Raw genomic sequence first — 21678 nt, forward strand, 5'->3', positions numbered from 1 at the left:
GTCCGCAGACTAGCGGTAAACGTAGAGGGTTTGAAGGTTATTGCTACAAATGGCTACAAAAAGACTACGAGCCAGCAGGCGCTCGTGCACAAAATCGCGACGAAAAAAAACGCCCCGAACCAGTCGGGGCGTTTTTTCGAGGATGCGGCCTCGGGTCAAAGCTTAGCGGATACCGTCCTGGCCCAGGTTGCCCGGCTGGAATTCGCTCTTGGTGGCAGAGAAGCCGAAGTCATACGCTGATTTCTCTTCGTTCTTCATGCCCAGTGCCAGGTAACGGCCCGATTGCAGGTCGTACAGGGCTTCCAGCGCGTACCACGGCACTTGCTTGTCGTAGTAATCCTCGGCATGCGCCTCGGCCACACGCCACAGCTGACCGCGACCGTCGTAATGGTCGATGACCGCTGCCTGCCAGGTGTCTTCGTCGATGTAGAAGTCACGTTTGGCATAGATGTGGCGCTGACCCGGTTTCAGGGTAGCGACCACGTGCCAGACCCGACGCAGCTCGTAACGGGTCAGATCCTGATTGATGTGACCGGCCTTGATGATGTCGGCGTACTTGAGGGTCGGCGAGTCGATCTTGTAGCTGTTGGAGGCGATGTACATCTCTTTCTTGCCTTCCAGCGCCCAGTCGTAGCGATCCGGCGCACCGTTGTACATGTCGAGGTTGTCGGAAGTGCGCAGACCATCCGCGGCAGTACCCGGACCGTCATAGGACACTTGCGGTGCCTGACGTACACGGCGCTGGCCAGTGGCGTAAACCCAGGCCTTGCGCGGTTCCTTCACCTGGTCGAGGGTTTCGTGCACCAGCAGCACGGTACCGGCCAGACGTGCCGGCGCGGTCACTTTCTGCTTGAAGTAGAACAGGATGTTGCCCGGGTTGGCCGGATCGTAATCCTTCATCTTGTCGCGGAACACGAACTGGTCCTGGAAATACACCAGGCTGAACGAGCCGTTGGTTTGCGGCGTGGCCTGGGTGACCAGACGGGTCACGCTGCCACCGCGATAGCGGGTGATGTGGTTCCAGATCACCTCCAGACCGCTTTTCGGAATCGGGAACGGCACGGCAGTGTCGAAGTTTTCCAGACCGTTACCGCCGGCAACCAGATTGGTGGTGGTGGCGTTCTTCTTGATCGCGGCAAACACGTCATCCGGCACGGTCGAGCCGCGATGGGACGGGTACACCGGCATCTTGAAGGTATCCGGGTAGCGCTTGAACATTGCGTACTGGCCCGGAGCAAGCTTGGCCTTGTACTGCTCGACGTTCTGCGCGGTGATGGTGAACAGCGGTTTTTCACTGCCGAACGGGTCGGACAGGAAACCCTTGCTGTCGACGGTACCGGCATTTTTCGGCAGCGGTTTCCAGGCCGGAATCGAACCGTCGGCGTTACCGGCCATTTCAGCGCCCATCGGCGTCAGGCTCTTGCCCAGTTTGTCGGCTTCGGCGGCGGGAACGGCCGCCATGACGCTGGTCGCGAGCAGCGACAGCCCCAGAACACCGGCTTGGAACAGACTCTTTGTTATTTTCATATGTGTGTTCGTCCTGAAAAAACTGTGCTTAGAAGTTCACGCCAACACTGAGGGCAACGAAGTCACGATCGTCCACGGTCGTGTAGTCGCCGCCAAAGAAGTTGGTGTAGGCCAGGCTCGCCGTGTAGGTGTTCTGGTATTCGGCATCCAGACCGAGGCTGATCGCCTTGCGACCTTCCTCGAAGTTGCCGCCAGGGCCTGGCGAGTAGCCTTTCACGTCATGCGACCAGGCCACGTTCGGCTTGAGGTTCACACCGGCGAACACGTCGCTGTAATCCCAGATCGCACGAGCGCGATAGCCCCACGAGGTCGAGGTGGTGAAACCGTCGTTGTTGCAGTTGCTGGACACGTTATCGCGCGACGCCCCCGGACCGGCACCGTTGATGGTCGAGGTGTTGAGGATCTGCGAGCAGGTGTTCAGACCGCCAGTGGCAGGCAACTCACCCGGGCCGAACACCGGGTCGCGGCCGTAGCGGGCTTCGGATCTGCTCTCCAGGCCACCGACGTGGGTCACGCCGACCTCACCCACCAGGGTCAGGCGGTTGGCGCCCATCACCTGATCGAAGAAGTGCGTCAGGGTGGTTTGCAGTTGGGTGATCTCTTTGCGGTTGTAACCGTGCAGGTCCTGGCCCGGCACGCCGTTGAGGACCGATGCATTGCTCAACGCACCACCCAGCGGACGCACGCCGGCGAACAGGATGTCGGTGGAGTTCAACTGTACCGGCGCATTCGGCCGGTAGCTGACCTCACCGCTCCACGCCGTACCGGTAGGCAGGGTGGTGGAGAAGCTCAGACCGTAGAGGCGAATGTCTTCAGGGTATTCGATGAAGTATTCCGAGTTGCCCGCGACCACCAGTGGCCCCAGCGCCCGGAATGGCCCCGGCAATGCCGCCACGCCGTTATAGATCGACTGTGGCGCGCCGGTGGCGCTGAAGATCGGCGCGCGGCTGTGATAGTTCATGAAGTAGGCACCGAACTCGGTGGCCAGTGGGTCGAACATGTACTTGGCGGAAACGCCCCACTGTCCGCTGTCACGCGCATTGCGATTAGGCGAACGGCGCACCAGCACACCCTCTTCGTTGACGTCGACACCCGCGCCTGCCAACGGGCCGAGCGCGATGGCCGGGATGGTCGAGCGCTTGTTCAATACCCGCAGGTTGTCGTCGCAACCGGTAGTGACGATGTCCGGCTGCGAGAAGAACGTGCCGCAGTTGTCGGTGACGGTCTTCTGCCAGTCGATCTGATAGAAACCTTCGGCCGAAAGGTTTTCGGTGAGGTTCTGCGACACATAGAACATGTTGACCGGGATCAGACCTTCCTTGATCTCGGCACCCGGACGACGAAACGCGGACACGTCGATCGGGTTGATCGAGTTGATGCCACCGCCGATGAAGGTACTTTCGCCCCAGTTCACTACCTGCTTGCCCAGGCGCACCGAACCTGGCTCATCGGCAATCGAGTAGTTGTGGTAAACGAAGGCGTCGAGGATCTGCCCGCCGGAAGAACGCGCCGCCACATCGCGGTTGTGGTTGCTGACGTCCTTGTATTCCAGGTCCTGGTTCTGCAGCGCGAAGTCGTACCAGTATTTGCCCCGGACGAAGACCCCGGTGTCGCCGTATTTCAATTCGAGATCATGGATGCCTTTGAAGATCTTCGAGAAGGCTTGCCCGCTCTTGAAGTTCAGGTGGCCGTTGTCGGAGGTCTGGAACAGGCCCTTGCCGCCGTTGTTGACACCAATAAGGTCCTTGTTCGGCTGCTGAGTCGAAATACTCATGCCCAGGGAGAGCGAAGAGTCGAACTGACCTTCGATTTCACCGACGTTGAAACTGACGCCGAATGCGGGCCCGGCGAGCGTAGAGGCAAGACTGACGGCCAGAGGCAGTTTAGCCCGGCGCCAGAACTGGTTTACTGATGTCATCGACGCTACTCCATGTGCATTATTGTTATGGCATTGAGTACTTTTAAAAACGCCTGGAAGACCGGGAGCCAGTAGCCGCCCGACGTCACTCCAAAGTTGCATCGCCCCGTGTCGTGCGTGTGCCCCGTTCTTAAAAATCCTTGAGCGGACTATAGCCAGCAGGCGGGTATCGCTTGATCCCTCTAAAGTGTGATTTGCAGCTGCCGGCCACTCTGGAACAGTCCTTTCGCCAGTCCGACAGATGTCGGCCCGGCAAGGATGGCTGATTTTTTCGATTTAACAAGCCAAGCGCTTGCTTGGTGGGTCTGGCGCGCCGTTTTCGGCGCGCCAGCAGACACTCAAAGTGTCGAGAGGAAGGTGCTGTTGTTGGCCTGCCATTCGGTGATGTCGAGGCGAATGCGCTTCTTGTCGAGCTTGCCGACACTGGTCTTGGGAATTTCCGTAACAAGGGCGATCTGGCTCGGAATCGCCCACTTGCTCAAGTGCCCCAATTCCACGAACGGCTTGAGGTGTTCCTTGAGCTCGCGCGCGCCGATCTCGTGCCCTTCGCGGATCACCAGCAGCGCAAACGGCCGTTCGCCCCACTGCGGATCGGCGATGCCCACCACTGCTACTTCACGTACCGCCACATGACGGCTGATCAGGTCTTCAAGGTCCAGCGAAGAGATCCACTCGCCGCCGGTCTTGATCACGTCCTTGATACGGTCACGGATGTCGATCACGCCCATGCTGTCGAGCGTTGCCACATCGCCGGTGTGCAGCCACCCGCCGGCCCACAGTTCGGCGCCTTTCTGCGGCTCGTTGAAATAGCCTTCGGTCAGCCACGGCGCGCGTAGCACCAGCTCGCCCTGGGTTTCGCCATCGGCGGGGAGAAAGTTGCCCTCGGCGTCGACGATCGCCGCTTCCACCAGCGGCCCGGGCACACCAGCCTTGATCCGGTAAGTGGTGCGCTCATCTTCGGTGCCGGCCATCAATTCATCGTTGAGGTGCGCACAAGAGACCAGCGGCCCGGTCTCCGACATGCCGTACGCCGCCGTCAACTGAATGCCCCGGGCCTTGGCGGTTTCATACAGCGTGCGATTGAGCGCACTGCCGCCGATGACGATTTTCCAGCCGCCGAAATCGGTGCCCTGCGCGCCTTTGGCGTTGAGCAGCATTTGCAGGATGGTCGGCACGCAGTGGGAGAACGTGACCTTCTCCTTGCGCCACAGCTCGACCAGGAACTCCGGGTCGTAACGCCCCGGATAAACCTGCTTGAGCCCGAGCATCGTCGCCACGTACGGCAAACCCCAGGCATGCACATGGAACATCGGCGTGATCGGCATGTACACGTCGTTGGTGCCGAGCAGGCGCACGCTGTCGATCGCGCCCATGATCGTCGACACGCCCATGGTGTGCAGCACCAGTTGCCGATGGGTGAAGTACACGCCCTTCGGATTGCCGGTAGTACCGGTGGTGTAGAACGTGGTGGCGACGGAGTTCTCGTCGAAATCCTGAAAGCCGTAGTGCGCACTGGCGGCGGCCAGCAGTTGCTCGTACTCGCCGACCAGATTCGGCAGCTCGGCGGTCTTTTCCGGCAGATCGGTCAGCAGCAGGGTTTTCTCCACCGTGGTCAGGTGCGGCGCGATGGCCTGATACAGTCCGACGAACTCGCTGTTGACCAGCACGAAGCGGTCCTCGGCATGGTTCATGGTGTAGAGGATCTGCTCCGGCGACAGCCGTACGTTGATGGTGTGAATCACCGCGCCGATCATCGGGATGGCGAACATGCATTCCAGGTAGCGATGGCTGTCCCAGTCCATCACCGCCACGGTGTCCCCCGCCTTCACCCCGGCCGCCGTCAACACGTTGGCCAGCCGCGCAACCCGCTCGATCAGGGTCGGATAGCTGTAACGCAACTGGTCACGGTAGATGATCTCGCGGGTTTTCTCGTAACGGGCGCCGGACATCAGCAACCGCTTGATCAGCAATGGATACTGGTAGGCCCCATCGGCCGGGGGAATGACGCGAGTCTGCAACATATGAATCCCTTTTCTGGCTGCACGGTGTTGGCGTAGAGAGCATTACTCTAGAGCCGTTATACCCCAGCCAAATCAGCCGAAGGAATGATTTGCACAGCCGTACAAATGCTAGCTTTGCGCCAGCATTTGCCGGTATTTCAGCGCCGATCAGGCCGTTTGCCCTACAGCCGCTTCGGAAGGCGTCCGTGGGAAAACCAGCGCAGCAAGGAAGGTCAATGCGCCGAAACCCGCCAGAATCAAGTAAAGCCCTGCGAAACCATGACGCGGCTCGACATAGGCAATCAGCGGAATCGCCGTCGCACTGGCGCCGAACGACAGGCAGTAACGCAGGGCGAAGACCCGTGACTGCCACTGCGGCGCGACAAAATTGGCGACCATCGAGTCGTTCACCGTGACCTGACCGAACACCACGAACATGAACGCCGCACCGAGCACGATCACTGCCCAGCCATCGACATACGCCATGGCGTACAACAGCGGCGCCTGAAACAGCGTCAACACAATAAACGGCCATTTCAGGCTGACTCGGTGCAACACCTGGCCGATGCTCAACTGCGCCACTGCACCAAAGGCATACGCCAGGCTGACCACCACGCCGAGGGTTTGCGGCGAGGCGAACAAGTCATGCAGACGTTCCTGAAACAGCTTCGGGTAGGTCATGGTGGTGGCGTTGAACACCACACCGCCGGTGGCCGTCGCCAGTGCCAGCACACCAAACACCATGAACATCGAAATCCGCTGCCCGGCAGCGCCCTTCAGTGCGGTGTGCGGACGCTGCGGGATCGGCTCTTCGCGCACCTGCACGGCAAAGCCGATTCCCAGCATGATCGCCACCACGCCCGGTAACACAAAGGCCGAACGCCAGCCGAACTGCGCCACCAGCAAACCGGTGACCAGCGCCGAGAACGCCACGCCGAGGTTGCCCCACATGCCATTGATGCCGATCTCCCGCCCGCGATTCTGCGCGTAGGCCACCAGCATCGCGGTGCCCACAGGGTGGTAGATCGCGGCGAAAATTCCGATCAAGGTCAACCCGATCACCAGCATCGTCGGGCTGGTGCTCAGCCCGGTGAAGATTGCCGAGGCGCCGATGCCGAAGAAAAACACCAGCATCATCTGCCGCCGGCTCCAGTGATCGCCCAGCCAGCCGGCGGGTAACGAGCAGGCGCCAAAGGCAATGAACCCACCCAGGGACAGACCGATCAGCGCGGCGTAATCGAGACCAAAGGCCTGGGTCATGCCGAGCACGGCGGCGGGGAAAATCAGCATGAACATGTGATCGATCACATGGGCAGCATTGACGTAGCGGATCACGTTTCGGGATTGGTTCATGGCGGCACGCTTTAGTTTGTTATGGGCGAATGGTTGTCAGCGGCTTTATGCTAAGTTGGCGAAAAAGCGCATACCTGCCAACCAGGTCATCGAATCCGACATGTTGATCAGCCACTTCGAACACGGCCCGGTGAGTGCCTATCCCCGGGATTATCTGGACGGCGCGCACCAGCCGCTGCACCTGCACCGCGAGGCGCAGTTGCTGTATGCCGTCAGAGGGATCATGCGGGTGGTCACCGCCCTCGGTGCCTGGGTGATTCCGCCAAGCCGCGCGGTATGGATTCCACCGCAAGTCGCGCACGAAATCTTCATGTCCGGCGATGTGCAGATGCGCTCGCTGTTCATTGCCCCCGAGCTGTCACCGGCCAGCCTGCAACAGTGCTGCGTGCTGGCGGTGACGCCGTTACTGCGCGAGCTGATCCTGCGCGCCGTACAAGGCCCGCCGCACGCGGACAATCCGCTGATCCAGCAGTTGATGCTGGAAGAGCTCGCCAGCCTGGAAAACCTGCCGCTGCACATTCCAATGCCCACCGACCGACGCCTGCAGAACATCTGTCTGGCGTTGCTGGACACCCCGGATCACCCCAACACCCTGGAAGACTGGGCGCAACAGGTCGGCGCCAGCTCACGCACTCTGGCGCGGCTGTTCCAGCGACAATTGAAGATGAGTTTCAACGCCTGGCGCCAGCAACTGCGCCTGATGGAAGCGCTGCCGCGCCTGCTAGCCGGGGACAGCGTGCAGCGCGTGGCGCGGGACCTGGGGTACGGCAGCGCGCGGGCGTTCAGCGCGATGTTTCGCCGTTTGCTCGGGGAGAATCCTCGGGATTATCTGCAAACCCTGAGCAAGCTGAGCGAACTCGTGTAGGAGCTGTCGAGTGAAACGAGGCTGCGATCTTTTGATTCTGCTTTTAGAAGATCAAAAGATCGCAGCCTGCGGCAGCTCCTACAGTGAGTGTTGATCAATGCATCTCGGTGAACGCCAGTTTCACGCCGATCGCGATCAGTACCGCACCCATGGTGCGGTCGAACCAGTGGCCCATGCGGGCGAAACCGGCGCGTACGCGTTGCTGGCTGAACAGCATCGCCACCAGACAGAACCAGGTCGCAGTCGCCACCGCCAGGTAAACCCCGTACCCGGCCTGCACTGCCAGCGGGGTGTGCGGGTTGATCACCACGGTGAACAGTGAGAGAAAAAACAGCGTGGCTTTCGGGTTCAGGCCATTGGTGACGAAGCCCGAAGTGAAGGCGCCGCGCGCGGTACGCACGCCAGCTTCCTTGTGCAGGTCATCGGTAACGGTTTTCGTCGGCTGCGCGCGCAAGGCTTTGAAACCGATGTACAGCAGGTAAGCGGCCGCGGCCCACTTCAAGGCGTTGAACAACACGATCGACTGCGACACGATCAGGCCGATGCCCAGCAGCGAATACCCCACATGCAGGAAAATCGCCGTGCCCACACCCAGCGCGGTCCAGGTGCCGGCGCGACGACCATGGGTCACGCTCTCGCGCACCACCACGGCAAAGTCCGGTCCGGGGCTGGCCACGGCCAGCAGGTGGATCAGGGCAACGGTCAAGAACTCGGTCCAGTACATGGGGGCTCCTCTTTAATGAGTAAAAACAATTCATCAGCTGGCTCAAACCCTGTGGCGAGGGAGCTTGCTCCCGCTCGGCTGCGCAGCAGCCGTAACCTGAAACACCGGTGTGCCTGACACAGTACGGTGAATGGGTCTGGGTCTGCTTCGCAGCCCAGCGGGAGCAAGCTCCCTCGCCACAGGGAAGGCGCCTGCCTCTGGCTGAGTAACCAATTGTTTCATCTGGTAGGCTCGGCAGATTACGCCTTCCGTTCCAAGCACAAAAGGTACAGTTGATGACGAACCCGCGCCGCGCCGTATTCCTCGATCACCCGTCTCTGGATCTCGGCGATCTTGACCTCAGCCCCTTGCGCACCTGCTTCAGCGACCTGCAACTGTTCGCCCAGACCGCACCGGAACAAGTCGCCGAGCGCCTGCACGGTGCCTGCGTGGCGATCACCAACAAGATCCGCATCGACGCCGCCGCGATGGCCGCGAATCCAGATCTGCAACTGATCCTGATCACCGCCACCGGCACCAACAACGTCGATCTGGACGCGGCCCGCGCCCACGGCATTACCGTGTGCAACTGTCAGGGTTACGGCACGCCGTCGGTGGCGCAACACACGATCATGTTGCTGCTCAACCTCGCCACCCGCCTGACCGATTATCAAAAAGCCGTTGGCGACGGTCGCTGGCAGCAAGCCAGACAGTTCTGCCTGCTGGACTACCCGATCGTCGAACTGGAGGGCAAAACCCTCGGTCTGCTCGGTCATGGCGAGCTCGGCGGCGCGGTCGCAAGGCTGGCGGAAGCGTTCGGCATGCGCGTATTGCTCGGGCAGATTCCCGGCCGCCCGGCACGCCCGGATCGTCTGCCCCTGGACGAACTGCTGCCGCAGATCGACGCCCTGACGTTGCACTGCCCGCTTAATGAACACACCCGACACGTCATCGGCGCCCGCGAGCTGGCGGCGATGAAACCCGGTGCCTTTGTGGTCAACACCGCTCGCGGTGGTTTGATCGACGAGCAAGCCTTGGCCGATGCCCTGCGCAACGGTCACCTCGGCGGTGCGGCGACCGATGTGCTCAGTGTCGAACCGCCGGTCAACGGCAACCCGCTGCTGGCGGGCGATATTCCACGGCTGATCGTCACTCCGCACAACGCCTGGGGCAGTCGCGAAGCACGGCAGCGTATCGTTGGCCAATTGACCGAAAACGCCCAGGCGTTCTTCAGCGGTACAGCGCTGCGGGTCGTCAGTTGATAAACTGCGGCACTTTTTTTCCAAGGAGCAGTTATGGATCCGCGCAGTGAAGTACTGCTTCGTCAGGCCGAGTTATTCCAGGGTTCGCTGTTACTGGCCGGTTTGCCCGCCGACGATTTGCTCGGGCGTTTGCCGAATGCGTTCGGCTGGTGCTGGCACGCCGGCGATCAAGCCGCACTTGATGCTCGTTTCGAAGGCCGCAGCCATTTCGGCGTAAACGTGCCGGAGCGCGCGTTCGACAGCGCGGTGGTGTTTTTGCCCAAGTCCAAGGACCTGACCGACTACATCCTCAACGCGGTGGCCGCACGTCTGCCCGGGCGCGAAGTGTTTCTGGTCGGGGAAAAACGCAGCGGAATCGAGGGTGCTTCCAAGCAGCTCAACCCGTTCGGCAAGCCGCGCAAACTCGACAGCGCGCGCCATTGCCAACTGTGGCAAGTGACCGTGGCCAATGCGCCGGAAGCCAAATCGCTGGAAAGCCTGGCGCAGACTTACGAGCTGCCACTGGCCGAAGGCCCGCTTAAAGTCATCAGCCTGCCCGGTGTATTCAGTCATGGCCGGCTGGATCGTGGCAGCGCCCTGCTGCTGGAACACCTGGACAAACTGCCGAGCGGTCATCTGCTGGATTTCGGTTGTGGCGCCGGGGTTTTGGGCGCGGCGGTCAAACGGCGTTATCCGCACAATCAGGTGACCCTGCTCGACGTCGATGCCTTCGCTGCCGCCAGCAGTCGTCTGACTTTGGCGGCCAACGGTCTGGAAGCCGAAGTGCTGACCGGTGACGGCATCGATGCTGCACCCATGGGTTTGAACGCGATTCTGAGCAACCCGCCGTTCCATGTCGGGGTGCATACGGATTATTTCGCTACTGAGAATTTGCTGCGAAAAGCAGCCAAACATCTGAAAAACGGCGGCGAACTGCGCTTGGTTGCGAACAGCTTCCTGAAGTATCAGCCATTGATCGAAGAGCATCTGGGCGTGTGCGCGATCAAGGCCGAAGGCAATGGTTTCCGGATTTACCGGGCCAAGCGCGGCTGAAAATTAGCACTTGCCGAATGGATTCTGCCTAGGCAGAATCCGCTCCGTCCTAGGGGAGTAGTCTCCCACGAGCGCCAAGCTCGTCCGGCATACGTCAACATACTTGATCCTCAGATCATGGCGTATGCGACCCCAGCGTCCGCACCAGACGGATCGCAGGGTTTGACAAGACCTATGACACGCACACCTTACCCGGGGCGGGAAGGCTGTACGTGTCATAGCCGTGTCGACCCGCCCCTTAGGAAAATCCTGATGCTGGACTCGTTACTCGTTCCCACCGCAATCGTTGCCTTGGCCGAAATCGGCGACAAGACGCAACTGCTCGCGCTGATTCTCGCCGCTCGCTTTCGCAAACCCTGGCCGATCATTGCCGGTATCGTCGCCGCGACCCTGGCCAACCACGCAGCAGCCGGTGCGGTAGGCGCCTGGTTCGGCAGCTTCTTCTCCGACTCGGTGTTGCACTGGATTCTTGCCGCGAGCTTCGCCGCCACTGCACTGTGGACGCTGGTCCCGGACAAGATGGATGACGATGAAGCCAGCACCGCGCGCAAGTTCGGGCCCTTCCTGACCACGCTGATCGCGTTCTTCCTCGCGGAAATCGGTGACAAGACGCAGATCGCCACTGTGATGCTGGCGGCGCAATACCCTGAGCTGTGGCTGGTGATTATCGGCACCACGGCAGGCATGCTGATTGCCAACGTGCCGGTGGTATTGGCGGGTAACTTTGCTGCGGAGAAATTGCCACTGACGTTGATCCGTCGCCTGGCGGCTTCGGCGTTCTTCATTCTGGCGATTGTTGCGGTGTACAAGGCGATGCAGAGCAGTGGCTGGGTTTAACCCTATCCACTGAACCCCACAAAATCTGTGGTGAGGGGATTTATCCCCGATGGGCTGCGAAGCGCCCCAAAGCTGACCACCTCGGTGTACCTGGTACACCGCAGTCATAGGTTTTGGGGCTGCTTCGCAGCCCATCGGGGGATGAATCCCCTCACTACAGCAGCAGGTTCGACTTGCCCGGAATGCCTATCAGGACTTCGGGGCTTTCTCGTACAACGGCATTACCTTCGGAATCGCCGCCTGCAACGAAGCGATCCGGCTGGACGAGGCCGGGTGAGTGCTCATGAATTCCGGCGGCGCGCCTTCCGAGGCCTTGCTCATCTTGTTCCACAAGGTGATCGCGGCATTCGGGTTGTAGCCGGCGCGGGCGGCCAGTTCGAGGCCGATCAGGTCGGCTTCGTTTTCATTGGCGCGGCTGTTGGGCAAGGTCATGCCGTAGTTGGCCACGGTGTCGGCCAGCGCCAGGCTGTCCTGGCCCAGACCGAACAGTGCACCGGCACCCTGCTTGGCCATCTCGATCCCATAAGCCTTGGACATCGCTTCACGACCGTGCTCGCGCAGGGCGTGGGCGATTTCGTGGCCCATGACTGCGGCGATTTCATCGTCGGTCAGCTTCAGGCTGTCGATCAGTCCGGTGTAGAAAATGATCTTGCCGCCAGGGCCGCAGTTGGCGTTGAGCTCATCGCTCTTGATCAGGTTGACTTCCCATTGCCACTGCGCGGCATCCGGGCGGAAATTCGGCGCCTGAGCGATCAGCCGGTTGGCAATTGCCTGAACCCGCTTGGCCTCCGGGCTGGTCTTGTCCAGCACGCCTTTGCTCGACGCCTCGCCGACGGTCTTCTGATAGGACTGGGCATACATCTGGTCGACCTCTTGCGAGGACAGCATGCTGAACATGTACTGCTTGCGCTCCACGCCCACGGCTCCGCCGCTGGTGGTGTTGACCGACTGACAACCGGCCAGCAACAACGCTGCGCTCAGTGCACTTACAACCAATGTCTTGTTCATTCAAAAGCTCCCTGAAAACCTGCCGCGTATCCTAGGGGGTGAATTGTATCGGCGCCAGATACAACAGACGTGTTGCAGCGTCTTTCGGAAGTTTCCCACCGCTGTTGTCGTAAAAAATTCACAGCAACCGGCAAGTCTGCTGCCGCTGCGTCGCGCACCGATCCATTTGCGACATCCTCCGCCCTTTGTTCCGCTCAACGCTCATGGCGCCATGCCTGCTGCCGATACAACAGCGCAGACGTCCTCTCGCGTGCGGAGCTCCCATGAAGTTCAAGTCGATCCAGTTTTCCGTCGCCGCCCTGGCCGGCGCCATCGTCCTCAGCGTGGTCGCCGCGCTGGTGCTGTACGCGCTGTTTTCCGGCGCCCGCACTCAAGACATGGTGCAACAGCGCACCCAGGCGCAATTCGAACAAGTCATCGAACAGCGCCTGACCTCGCTGGCGCAGACCCAGGTCAGCCAGATCCAGCGCGAACTCGAAGCGCCGCTGCTGATCGCCGGCGGACTGGTGCGGGTCAACACGCTGCTCGGCACACCGGGCGCCGACGGCCAGCCGCGACTGAACATCAGCCGCGAGCAATTGATCAGCCTGATCAAGGAAAACGTCGAGCAGAACCCGAAAATTCTCGGCACCTACATCGGCTGGGAAAAGAACGCACTGGACCACAATGACGCGGCCTACGTCGGCAGCGCCGTGACCGGTATCGATCCCGCCAATGGACGTTTCCTGCCGTGGTGGTTCCGCAATACCGACGGCAGTCTGGGCGTGGACAAACTGGCCGATGTCGACGATCAGAAAACCCTGTCCACCGGGGTACGCGCCAGTGAGTACTACCTCTGCTCCAAGGAGACGAAAAAGCCCTGCGTGATCGATCCGGCGCCGTACAAAGTCGGCGACAAAGTCGTCATGCTCGCCTCGTTCATTGAACCGATCATGCTCAACGGCGCGTTCCAGGGCATCGTCGGCGCCGACCTGTCAGTGAACTTCATTCAGGACATGCTTCTCGCCGCCAACCAGAAGCTGTACAGCGGCGCCGGGCAAATGGCCCTGATCGGCGGCAACGGGCGGATCGTCGCCTACACCCAGGACCCGAGCAAATTCGGTGAAAAGGTCAGCGACATTCTCGACGCCGAACAGATTGCCAACATGGCCAATCTCAAACGCGGCGAAGTCACCTACTCCGTCAACAAGGACAAGGGCCGCATCGAGTTGTACCTGCCATTCGGCATCGGCCAGACCGACGCGCGCTGGACCCTGATGCTGCAGCTGCCGCTGAACGCGGTAATGGCCGATCTGCAGAAACTTCAGGCCGATCTCGAGGCCCAGCGCAAATCCGATACCTTCGGCATGGCCATGGTCGGTCTGATCATCGCCGGCATCGGCCTGCTGGTGATCTGGCTGGTGGGCCACGGCATCGCCCGCCCCCTGAAGCAGATGGTCGCCATGCTCGACGACATTGCCAAAGGTGAAGGCGATCTGACCCGTCGCTTGAGCAGTGATCGAAGCGATGAACTCGGCTCGATTGCCAAAGGCTTCAACACCTTCCTCGCCAAATTGCAGGCGATGATCACGCAGGTGGTGACGTCGGTGCAGAGCGTCAGCGATTCCTCCGAACACACGGCCGACATCGCCATTCGCACCAACATCGGCATTCAGAAACAAATGGCCGAGATCGATCAGGTCGCCACGGCCGTGCAGGAAATGACCGCCACTGCGCAAGACGTGGCGCGCAACGCCACCCAGGCGGCGCAAGCCGCCAGCCATGCGGATCAGGCCGCAGGCCAAGGCATGCAGATCGTCCGTGATACCTCGAATTCGATTGGTGCGCTGGCGCTGGAAATCGGCAAGGCCGTGGGCGTGGTGCAAACCCTGGCCAAGGACAGTGAAAACATCAACGCGATCCTGACTGCCATACGCGGGATCGCCGAGCAGACCAACCTGCTGGCACTGAACGCCGCGATCGAAGCGGCGCGTGCCGGCGAACAGGGGCGCGGCTTTGCCGTGGTGGCGGACGAGGTGCGCAATCTGGCGCAGAAGACCCAGAAGGCCACCGAAGAAATCCAGAGCATGATCCAGCAACTGCAACAGGGCACCCGCGACGTGGTGCGGGTCATGGAGGACAGCCAGAACCGCACCGACGAAAGCGTGCAGCACGCGGCGAAAGCGGCTGAAGCGCTGGAGACGATTACTCAGGCGGTGTCGGTGATCAATGACATGAACACGCAGATCGCCAGTGCCGCTGAAGAGCAAAGCGCCGTGGCGGATGACATCAACCGCAACGTGATCAATATCGGTCAGGTAGCGAATGAGGTGGCGGGCGGTGCGGATGAGTCGAGTTCGGCGAGTGCCGGCCTGACCAAACTGGCGGAGCAGCAGCGGCGGTTGATCAATCAGTTCAAGGTTTAACAGCAAGATCAAAAGATCGCAGCCTGCGGCAGCTCCTACACCAATCCTGTAGGAGCTGCCGCAGGCTGCGATCTTTTCGCTTTTCACATCAACCCGGGGTCAGACACTCCGGCCCATTGAGCTTCGGATCATTCACCAGATTCGCCAGCACCCGCTCGCGCAACGCCGCCGGCTCACTGGCGAGCAAGCCCTGCAGCACATGCAACGGCGTCGCAGGATCGAGCCAGGCCGCCTGCCCCGCCTCATCAAGTATCAAAGGTCGGCGCTGACTGGCCGCCGGCTGGGTGATGACCGCGGTGCTCAGCCACACCTGTTCCTGCACCGGGTACGCCTCCCAGATCGCCGCGAAAAACAACGACGAACCCTCTCCGGGCGTCAGCCAGTACGGGCGCTTGCGCAGATTGCCGCGCCATTCGTAGAAACCGTTGGCCGGCAGCAGACAACGACGCAGGCGCAGTGCTTCACGGAACATCGGCTGTTCGGCGACGGTTTCCGCCCGGGCATGCGCCGGGGTTTTCGACAGATCGGTCAGCCACGGCGGCGTCAGCCCCCAACGGGCGCGGGCCAGCGTGCGCTGGCCGTCGGCCTCGGCACGCAGCATCAACACCGAATCATTGGGAGAAATATTCCACTGCGCCTGCTGATCGGCGGGAAATCCGGGCAGGGCCGCGAAGTCGCGGTTCCAGCGAAACAGGGCATAACGTCCACACATGGGGCAACACGACTCAGCAATAAAACGAACGTCAGCCTAACAGACCAGCGTCCCGGGGAAGCTCTCCGGTTCATCGCCGGGCAGCGGCAGCGCAGCATTGTACGCGGTGATCAGCTCGCGGGCGTATTCGGCATGATCGTTATCGACCGACAACCCCAGCAGGCCAAAAATCGGCAACTCCCCCGTGCCGCCGAGCAGATCCCGGCCCACCAGATGCGCCTCGATGCCTTCGCTGGCGAGCATGCCCTTGAGCATCTCGCCTTCCATCAGGTTTTCCGGCTCGTAGATTCGCTGCATGGGCGCCCCTCATTCGTTTTCACTGAACACTTCCAGAAACCAGTCCTCGCCGTGAACCTGCAAGACAAACGTGATCGGTCGACAACACACCTCACAGTCCTCGATGTAGGTCTGATCGCCTGCGGACAGGTCCACCATCGTTTCGACCTCTTCACCACAATACGGACATTCATACAGTGCGCTTTCCAGCATCGCGGTCTCCCAGGTGACTTGTGCGTATAATCGCCGGTCTATTTGCAGGGCTATTTTTGTCTGGCTACTTTTTCAGACCGTGCCCCGTTGGTTTTCGATCAAAACCTTTACTTACCCTAGCCGTTTCCAACAAGAGAGCATGATGGGCGAATTCGATGCCATCCGACCTTACGACGACAGCGAAGTACCTGTGGTACTGGCAAGACTGCTCGGCGACAAGGCGTTTCTAGATATCCTCACCCACTTCCGCTTCCCGCGTTTTGCCGGTGCCTTCGGCTGGATGCTCAAACCCCTTATAGCCCATCGGCTGCGTCGTGAGTTCGCCAGCGTGACCTCGGTGGCGACGTTGCAGGACAAGATCGAGTCCTACGTCGACCACACCATCGAGCGCGCCACCGACGGCGTGACCTACACGGGTGTCGAGCAATTCAAGTCCGGCAGCGCTTATCTGTTTATCGCCAACCACCGCGACATCGTGATGGACCCGGCCTTCGTCAACTATGCGGTGTACCACGCCGGCCTGCCGACGCCGCGCATCGCAATCGGCGACAACCTGCTGCAAAAGCCCTTTGTCAGCGATCTGATGCGCCTGAACAAGAGCTTCATCGTGCACCGTTCGATCACCGGGCGCCGCGAGAAGATGGCGGCGTATCAATTGCTGTCGGCGTACATCAACCACTCGATCCGCAACGATTGCGCCTCGATCTGGATCGCGCAGGCCGAAGGCCGGGCCAAGGACGGCGACGACCGTACCGAGTCGGCGATCCTCAAGATGTTCCACATGAGCCGCAAGGACGAGCCGTTCGGCGAAGTGATCCAGTCGCTGAACCTGACCCCGGTGTCGATCAGTTACGAATACGACCCGTGCGACCAGGCCAAGGCCCGCGAGCTGTATATCCGCGCCACCACCGGCACCTACGCCAAGGCACCGGGCGAGGATGACGTGAGCATTGCCAAGGGCATTACGGGCTACAAGGGCCGGGTGCATGTGAACTTCGCCGCGCCGATCACCGAGCTGTTCGAAGACACCAAGCAATTGGCGGTCGAGATGGACAAGCAGATTCTCGGTGGTTATCGCCTGTTCCCGGTGCATTACCTGGCATATGCGCAGTGGGCCGACGCCGATCCGCAACTGAACGTGCCGAAGGCTGCCGAGCTGTTCCCCGCCGATGAACTGGCCAAGGCGCAGGAAGAATGGCAGAGCCGTCTGGATGCCTGCCCTGAGGAGCACCGTCCGTATCTGGTGCTGCAATATGCGACGCCGGTGCGTAATCAGTACCGGGTGAAGGCTGGATTGCCGTTGTAAAAACTGTTGGCAAATCACACTGTGGCGAGGGGATTTATCTCCGATGGGTCGCGAAGCGACCCCAGGATTCTGCCTGAATAATTATGGGCCTGCTGCGCAGGCCATCGGGGATAAATCCCCTCGCCACAAGGTTTTGCATTCACTTCAGAAGCGCGTGCTGATCCAGGAGACGATCAGGGCCAGGCCGAGGCAGGCAAAACCGAAGCGGTAGAAAAAGCGGTTCATGCGCAAGGTCGCCCAATCCAGAATCGGTTCGGCGTTCGGTTGGGCCTGGCGCTGAGCGGCGATGCTGGCCATGGCGCGTTGTTCACGACGGCGGGTCGCATGCAGCAGCCAACTGCCCGGGAAAGCCAGAGCCAGCGCCAGCAGGTTGATCAATTTGGCGGGATGGGCGGTAAACAGCGTCATCAAGTGCAGCGACATCACAGACCTCGGATCTGAATCAGTGTGGCAGGCGCCCGATCGACGACCGCGGCGCGGATTCTACCGAAACACTCCGCCACCGCCCTACCCTTTGCGACAAATAACCTGACAATCGACCGATGGCTGTCCTGTGTCACGGCATCGTCATTTACATCGGCCACCATGCGCGCCTCGAAACACACATGGAACGCGACATGCTGCACGCCGAAAACCAGGATCGCCTGTACCTCATCACCCCGTCCGACGAACAACAAAGCCTCGTCGGCAGTCTCGCCTTCAATGTTCAGGATCGCCACTGGCTGGTGTATTGCGCTCTCGGCGGGCATCAACATGCGGATTTGCCGGAGACTGATCTGCTGACGGGCGTGAGCGTGCTCGACTTCTACTCCCAGGCCGCCTGACCCACATCGTCCTCTGCAGGAGCTGCCGCAGGCTGCGATCTTTTGATGTTGTTTTAAAAATCAAAGTCAAAAGATCGCAGCCTGCGGCAGCTCCTACAGGGGATTAGCGTCGTCCTGCAGGCATGAAAAAGCCCGGCGCCATCACTGGCCCGGGCTTTTTCACATCAGCCGAACAGTTTACTCGGCGAGGATCTGACCCACGGTCGGGTCCTTGAACAGGCGAGTCAAGGCGTCGCTCAACACGTCGCTGACCAGCTTGGTGTTGGTTTCCTGGTTCGGCGCCATACCGAAACGCTGGTCCAGCGAAGCGCCGTAGCGGCCGCTGTAACGACGGTTGCCGCTCTGCACGTCGGAACGGAAGGTCGCGCCGATGGTGGCCTCGGTCACGTACATGCCTTCTTTCGGCGACTGGTACTTGAGCTCGGTCAGGGTCACGGTCAGTTGCGGCGCATTCATCGCGTTGCTGGTCGGGGTGAAGCCGAGCAGCCGCACGGCGGCTTCAGCCTGGGCCTGCAACTTCGGCAGGATCTGCTCGCGTTGTACAGTGATGGCGCTGGTTTCCGGGTACAGGCCGCCACGGGTGCCGAGGGTTGGCGACGGACGACCGTCAACCACGCGCACCACCACTTGCTGGCCATGGCCGACCGGGGCCAACTGCGTGGTCAACTTCGGTTCCGGGCTCAGTTGTTGCGGGCTGTGGGCGCAGCCAACCAGGGTCAAACTGGTCACAGTGATCAAACCGAACAACAGGCGTTGCAACATGCTCTTTTCTCCAGAATCAGGCACAAACAGGCCGGCAGTATAGCGGTGGGCCACTGCGGGTAACCAGCACTCGACAGTGAATACTCAAATGTCTGACCCAGCCGAGAGAATGCGGTTCCTGTCACAGATTATTCACCGCCCATACACCTTGGCGTCACGGCCGCCTGGCAAGCTTCAAACCAGTCCCCAACAAGGTACTTGCCATGCGTTATCTGATCTCGTTGTTCGCGCCACGTCCGCTGCACCGCAGCTTCGCCCTGCTGGATCGCAACGGTCACTGCCAGGCCTTCAAACAGTGCAGCCTCAAGCCAATGGGTGACGGCTGGGTGGAAATCGAAGAAATCCGCCTCAACTGGTTGCACCAGCCGCTGCCCGCCAGCGCCCGGGTCATCGAGCAACAACCTCGCGCACGTGCCCAGGCGATGTTGAGCATCTGACCGGATGCCTAATAAAAGTCATTAAACTCGACCAACTGCCCGCATTTCTTCGATACAATCTCCCCCCGATTATAAGGACGTCTCCTGATCGGGCCCCGCAACACCGGCAATGCCCTGCATTCGCCATCAAAATCGCCCACAGAGAGCCGCCCACACAGATCGAGTGAAGTTGGCGCGCTTGCCTGTTCTTCCGGCAAAACCCCGCTTTTCGCGAATCTGCAGAGCTGTCATACGCTCGGCCACCGCGTTGTTTTGCCTTTGCGGGCACGGTGCCAGGCCTGGACAGCCCTTTTTTGAGGTTCACGTCTTCAAAAGAGCGTGAAAAAAACGGGTTTTCACAACTTCACAAGAGTGTGGCGAGCAAATGAATAGTTTTGCGTCTGAACATGCACCATTAGCGTCTGTAACAGCCCAACGACACAGGACCGGGGATATCTCGAACATCGGAGCCTGAAGCCTGTCCGCTACGGATTTGGTTGCACAAAACGGATGTCTCGACCATAAGTCGAATTGCCAGCCACGCGCTGAAATGAGTTCATGCAACTCTTGAAGCCAGGCCGCATGCATCCGTCGAAGTTGCGAAAAATTGCGAAGATTCGGACATGACGAACCTGACCATGGGTTATCCGGGGCGCAACTGACCTGCCCCGCCACTCCCTGGCAGCCATGCCGACAATTTGGTGCTGCAGATTTTGGAGACGCGTTAAATGGCGCATAACGAAGCAGTCGACGTAGTTCTGGTTGGGGCCGGCATCATGAGTGCCACCCTGGCAGTACTGCTCAAAGAACTCGACCCGACGATCAAGCTGGAAGTCGTCGAGTTGATGGATTCCGGGGCCGCGGAGAGTTCCAACCCGTGGAACAACGCCGGTACCGGCCACGCCGGCCTGTGCGAGCTGAACTACACGCCGCAGGCCGCCGACGGCAGCGTCGACATCAAGAAAGCCGTGCACATCAATACCCAGTTCGAAGTGTCCAAGCAGTTCTGGTCGTACCTGACCAAAAAAGGCACCTTCGGCTCGTGCAAGTCCTTCATCAGCCCTGTGCCGCACCTGAGCTTCGTCCAGGGTGACAAAGGCGTGTCGTTCCTCAAGGAACGCTTCAACGTGCTGCACAAGCACCACGCCTTCGCCGACATGGAATACACCGAAGACAAGGCCAAGATGGCCGAGTGGATGCCGCTGATGATGCCGGGCCGTTCGCCGGACGAAGTCCTGGCTGCGACCCGCGTGATGAACGGCACCGACGTCAACTTCGGTGCCCTGACCAATCAGTTGCTCAAGCACCTGACCAGCGCACCGGACACCCAGGTCAAATACTGCAAGCGCGTGACCGGCCTCAAGCGTAACGGCGCCGGCTGGACCGTCAGCATCAAGGACGTCAACAGCGGCAACAGCCGTGAAGTCGATGCCAAATTCGTCTTCCTCGGCGCCGGTGGCGCGGCCCTGCCGCTGCTGCAGGCTTCGGGCATCGAGGAAAGCAAAGGCTTCGGCGGCTTCCCGATCAGTGGCCAGTGGCTGCGTTGCGATAACCCGGAAGTGGTCAAGCACCACCAGGCCAAGGTTTACAGCCAGGCCGCGGTGGGTTCGCCACCCATGTCGGTGCCGCACCTGGATACCCGCGTGGTCGACGGCAAGAAATCCCTGCTGTTCGGACCATACGCCGGTTTCACCACCAAGTTCCTCAAGCACGGTTCCTTCATGGACCTGCCGCTGTCGGTTCGCGCCGGCAACATCGGGCCGATGCTGGCAGTGGCGAAAAACAACATGGACCTGACCAAGTACCTGGTCAGCGAAGTGATGCAATCGATGGAGCAGCGCCTGGAATCCCTGCGTCGCTTCTACCCTGAGGCGAAAGCCGAAGACTGGCGTTTGGAAGTGGCCGGCCAACGGGTACAGATCATCAAGAAAGACCCGAAAAAGGGCGGCATCCTGCAATTCGGTACCGAACTGGTCGCGGCGAAAGACGGCTCCCTCGCCGCCCTGCTCGGCGCTTCGCCAGGCGCTTCGGTGACTGTTTCGATCATGCTGGAACTGATCGAAAAATGCTTCCCGGCCAAGGCCAAGGGTGAGTGGGCGGCCAAACTGGCCGAGATCTTCCCGGCCCGTGAAAAGGTTCTGGAAACCGATGCTGCGCTGTATCGCAAGATCAACACGCAGAACAACATCGCCCTGGAACTGGTGGAAGAAAGCAGCGAGACCCCAAGCTTCGCTTGATCTTGCGACATGAAAAACGCCC

Annotated in this window: 20 protein-coding genes and 1 riboswitch; of the genes, 9 read left to right on the top strand and 11 right to left on the bottom strand. The window is 60.5% G+C overall.

The features are described from left to right. Positions 1 to 162: 162 nt before the first annotated feature. The 4 genes from HXW87_RS27180 to HXW87_RS27195 all read right to left on the bottom strand — a co-directional run bounded on the left by HXW87_RS27180 (position 163) and on the right by HXW87_RS27195 (position 6798). Complete coding sequence (locus HXW87_RS27180) at positions 163 to 1527, bottom strand: DUF1329 domain-containing protein (protein ID WP_047296448.1); 1365 nt, start codon at positions 1525 to 1527, stop codon at positions 163 to 165. A gap of 28 nt (positions 1528 to 1555) precedes the next feature. After that, on the bottom strand, positions 1556 to 3445 hold the full coding sequence (locus tag HXW87_RS27185; RefSeq protein ID WP_239778092.1) for a DUF1302 domain-containing protein: 1890 nt from the start codon (positions 3443 to 3445) through the stop codon (positions 1556 to 1558). A 338-nt stretch (positions 3446 to 3783) separates the two neighbouring features. Then, positions 3784 to 5466, bottom strand: coding sequence for a fatty acid--CoA ligase (locus HXW87_RS27190; protein ID WP_239778093.1), 1683 nt, complete (start codon positions 5464 to 5466; stop codon positions 3784 to 3786). A 147-nt stretch (positions 5467 to 5613) separates the two neighbouring features. Then, positions 5614 to 6798, bottom strand: coding sequence for an MFS transporter (locus HXW87_RS27195; RefSeq protein ID WP_239778095.1), 1185 nt, complete (start codon positions 6796 to 6798; stop codon positions 5614 to 5616). 100 nt (positions 6799 to 6898) lie between these two features. Here HXW87_RS27195 and HXW87_RS27200 point away from each other — a divergent pair, with 100 nt between their 5' ends. Further along, on the top strand, positions 6899 to 7663 hold the full coding sequence (locus tag HXW87_RS27200) for a helix-turn-helix transcriptional regulator (protein ID WP_095668340.1): 765 nt from the start codon (positions 6899 to 6901) through the stop codon (positions 7661 to 7663). 94 nt (positions 7664 to 7757) lie between these two features. Here the strand turns inward: HXW87_RS27200 and HXW87_RS27205 are convergent, their stop codons facing one another. Continuing rightward, positions 7758 to 8387, bottom strand: coding sequence for a LysE family transporter (locus HXW87_RS27205; protein WP_047296457.1), 630 nt, complete (start codon positions 8385 to 8387; stop codon positions 7758 to 7760). Between the two features lie 275 nt (positions 8388 to 8662). Between HXW87_RS27205 and HXW87_RS27210 the strand changes: the two genes are divergently transcribed. From HXW87_RS27210 to HXW87_RS27220, 3 genes are all read left to right on the top strand, one after another. Then, on the top strand, positions 8663 to 9628 hold the full coding sequence (locus tag HXW87_RS27210; RefSeq protein ID WP_239778096.1) for a 2-hydroxyacid dehydrogenase: 966 nt from the start codon (positions 8663 to 8665) through the stop codon (positions 9626 to 9628). 33 nt (positions 9629 to 9661) lie between these two features. After that, positions 9662 to 10660: a class I SAM-dependent methyltransferase gene (locus HXW87_RS27215; protein WP_047296460.1), complete on the top strand. Its 999-nt coding sequence runs from the start codon at positions 9662 to 9664 to the stop codon at positions 10658 to 10660. Between the two features lie 40 nt (positions 10661 to 10700). Then, positions 10701 to 10837, top strand: a riboswitch (yybP-ykoY riboswitch). Between the two features lie 75 nt (positions 10838 to 10912). Then, positions 10913 to 11497 (top strand): TMEM165/GDT1 family protein, encoded by a 585-nt coding sequence (locus HXW87_RS27220; RefSeq protein WP_047296462.1) that lies wholly within the window; start codon positions 10913 to 10915, stop codon positions 11495 to 11497. A 189-nt stretch (positions 11498 to 11686) separates the two neighbouring features. Here the strand turns inward: HXW87_RS27220 and HXW87_RS27225 are convergent, their stop codons facing one another. Beyond that, a complete protein-coding gene (locus tag HXW87_RS27225) occupies positions 11687 to 12505 on the bottom strand; it encodes a M48 family metallopeptidase (RefSeq protein WP_025109318.1) in 819 nt (272 codons plus the stop codon). Between the two features lie 263 nt (positions 12506 to 12768). Here HXW87_RS27225 and HXW87_RS27230 point away from each other — a divergent pair, with 263 nt between their 5' ends. Then, complete coding sequence (locus tag HXW87_RS27230; RefSeq protein ID WP_239778098.1) at positions 12769 to 14910, top strand: methyl-accepting chemotaxis protein; 2142 nt, start codon at positions 12769 to 12771, stop codon at positions 14908 to 14910. Positions 14911 to 14998: 88 nt separating this feature from the next. Here HXW87_RS27230 and HXW87_RS27235 read toward each other — a convergent pair whose 3' ends face one another. The 3 genes from HXW87_RS27235 to HXW87_RS27245 are packed head-to-tail and all read right to left on the bottom strand — an operon-like array spanning position 14999 to position 16111. After that, positions 14999 to 15622 (bottom strand): SOS response-associated peptidase, encoded by a 624-nt coding sequence (locus HXW87_RS27235; RefSeq protein ID WP_047599203.1) that lies wholly within the window; start codon positions 15620 to 15622, stop codon positions 14999 to 15001. A gap of 36 nt (positions 15623 to 15658) precedes the next feature. Further along, entirely contained in the window at positions 15659 to 15919 is a 261-nt protein-coding gene (locus tag HXW87_RS27240; RefSeq protein WP_047296466.1) for a DUF2007 domain-containing protein, read from the bottom strand. Positions 15920 to 15928: 9 nt separating this feature from the next. Further along, complete coding sequence (locus tag HXW87_RS27245; protein ID WP_239778100.1) at positions 15929 to 16111, bottom strand: CPXCG motif-containing cysteine-rich protein; 183 nt, start codon at positions 16109 to 16111, stop codon at positions 15929 to 15931. Between the two features lie 142 nt (positions 16112 to 16253). Between HXW87_RS27245 and HXW87_RS27250 the strand changes: the two genes are divergently transcribed. Continuing rightward, positions 16254 to 17417: a 1-acyl-sn-glycerol-3-phosphate acyltransferase gene (locus HXW87_RS27250; RefSeq protein WP_179294961.1), complete on the top strand. Its 1164-nt coding sequence runs from the start codon at positions 16254 to 16256 to the stop codon at positions 17415 to 17417. 144 nt (positions 17418 to 17561) lie between these two features. Here HXW87_RS27250 and HXW87_RS27255 read toward each other — a convergent pair whose 3' ends face one another. Next, a complete protein-coding gene (locus tag HXW87_RS27255; RefSeq protein ID WP_007967709.1) occupies positions 17562 to 17840 on the bottom strand; it encodes a hypothetical protein in 279 nt (92 codons plus the stop codon). Positions 17841 to 18034: 194 nt separating this feature from the next. Here HXW87_RS27255 and HXW87_RS27260 point away from each other — a divergent pair, with 194 nt between their 5' ends. Beyond that, positions 18035 to 18241, top strand: a complete 207-nt coding sequence (locus HXW87_RS27260; protein WP_047296561.1) for a hypothetical protein — start codon at positions 18035 to 18037, stop codon at positions 18239 to 18241. A gap of 177 nt (positions 18242 to 18418) precedes the next feature. Here the strand turns inward: HXW87_RS27260 and HXW87_RS27265 are convergent, their stop codons facing one another. After that, the gene (locus tag HXW87_RS27265; protein ID WP_025109324.1) at positions 18419 to 19003 is read right to left on the bottom strand and encodes a YajG family lipoprotein; all 585 of its coding nucleotides are present in this window, start codon (positions 19001 to 19003) and stop codon (positions 18419 to 18421) included. Positions 19004 to 19206: 203 nt separating this feature from the next. Here HXW87_RS27265 and HXW87_RS27270 point away from each other — a divergent pair, with 203 nt between their 5' ends. Next, positions 19207 to 19440, top strand: a complete 234-nt coding sequence (locus tag HXW87_RS27270; protein ID WP_041072422.1) for a hypothetical protein — start codon at positions 19207 to 19209, stop codon at positions 19438 to 19440. 707 nt (positions 19441 to 20147) lie between these two features. Further along, positions 20148 to 21656, top strand: a complete 1509-nt coding sequence (gene mqo, locus HXW87_RS27275; protein ID WP_239778101.1) for a malate dehydrogenase (quinone) — start codon at positions 20148 to 20150, stop codon at positions 21654 to 21656. Positions 21657 to 21678 lie beyond the last annotated feature (22 nt).

The organism is Pseudomonas sp. Y5-11 (assembly GCF_022368695.1).
GTDB lineage: Bacteria > Pseudomonadota > Gammaproteobacteria > Pseudomonadales > Pseudomonadaceae > Aquipseudomonas > Aquipseudomonas parakoreensis.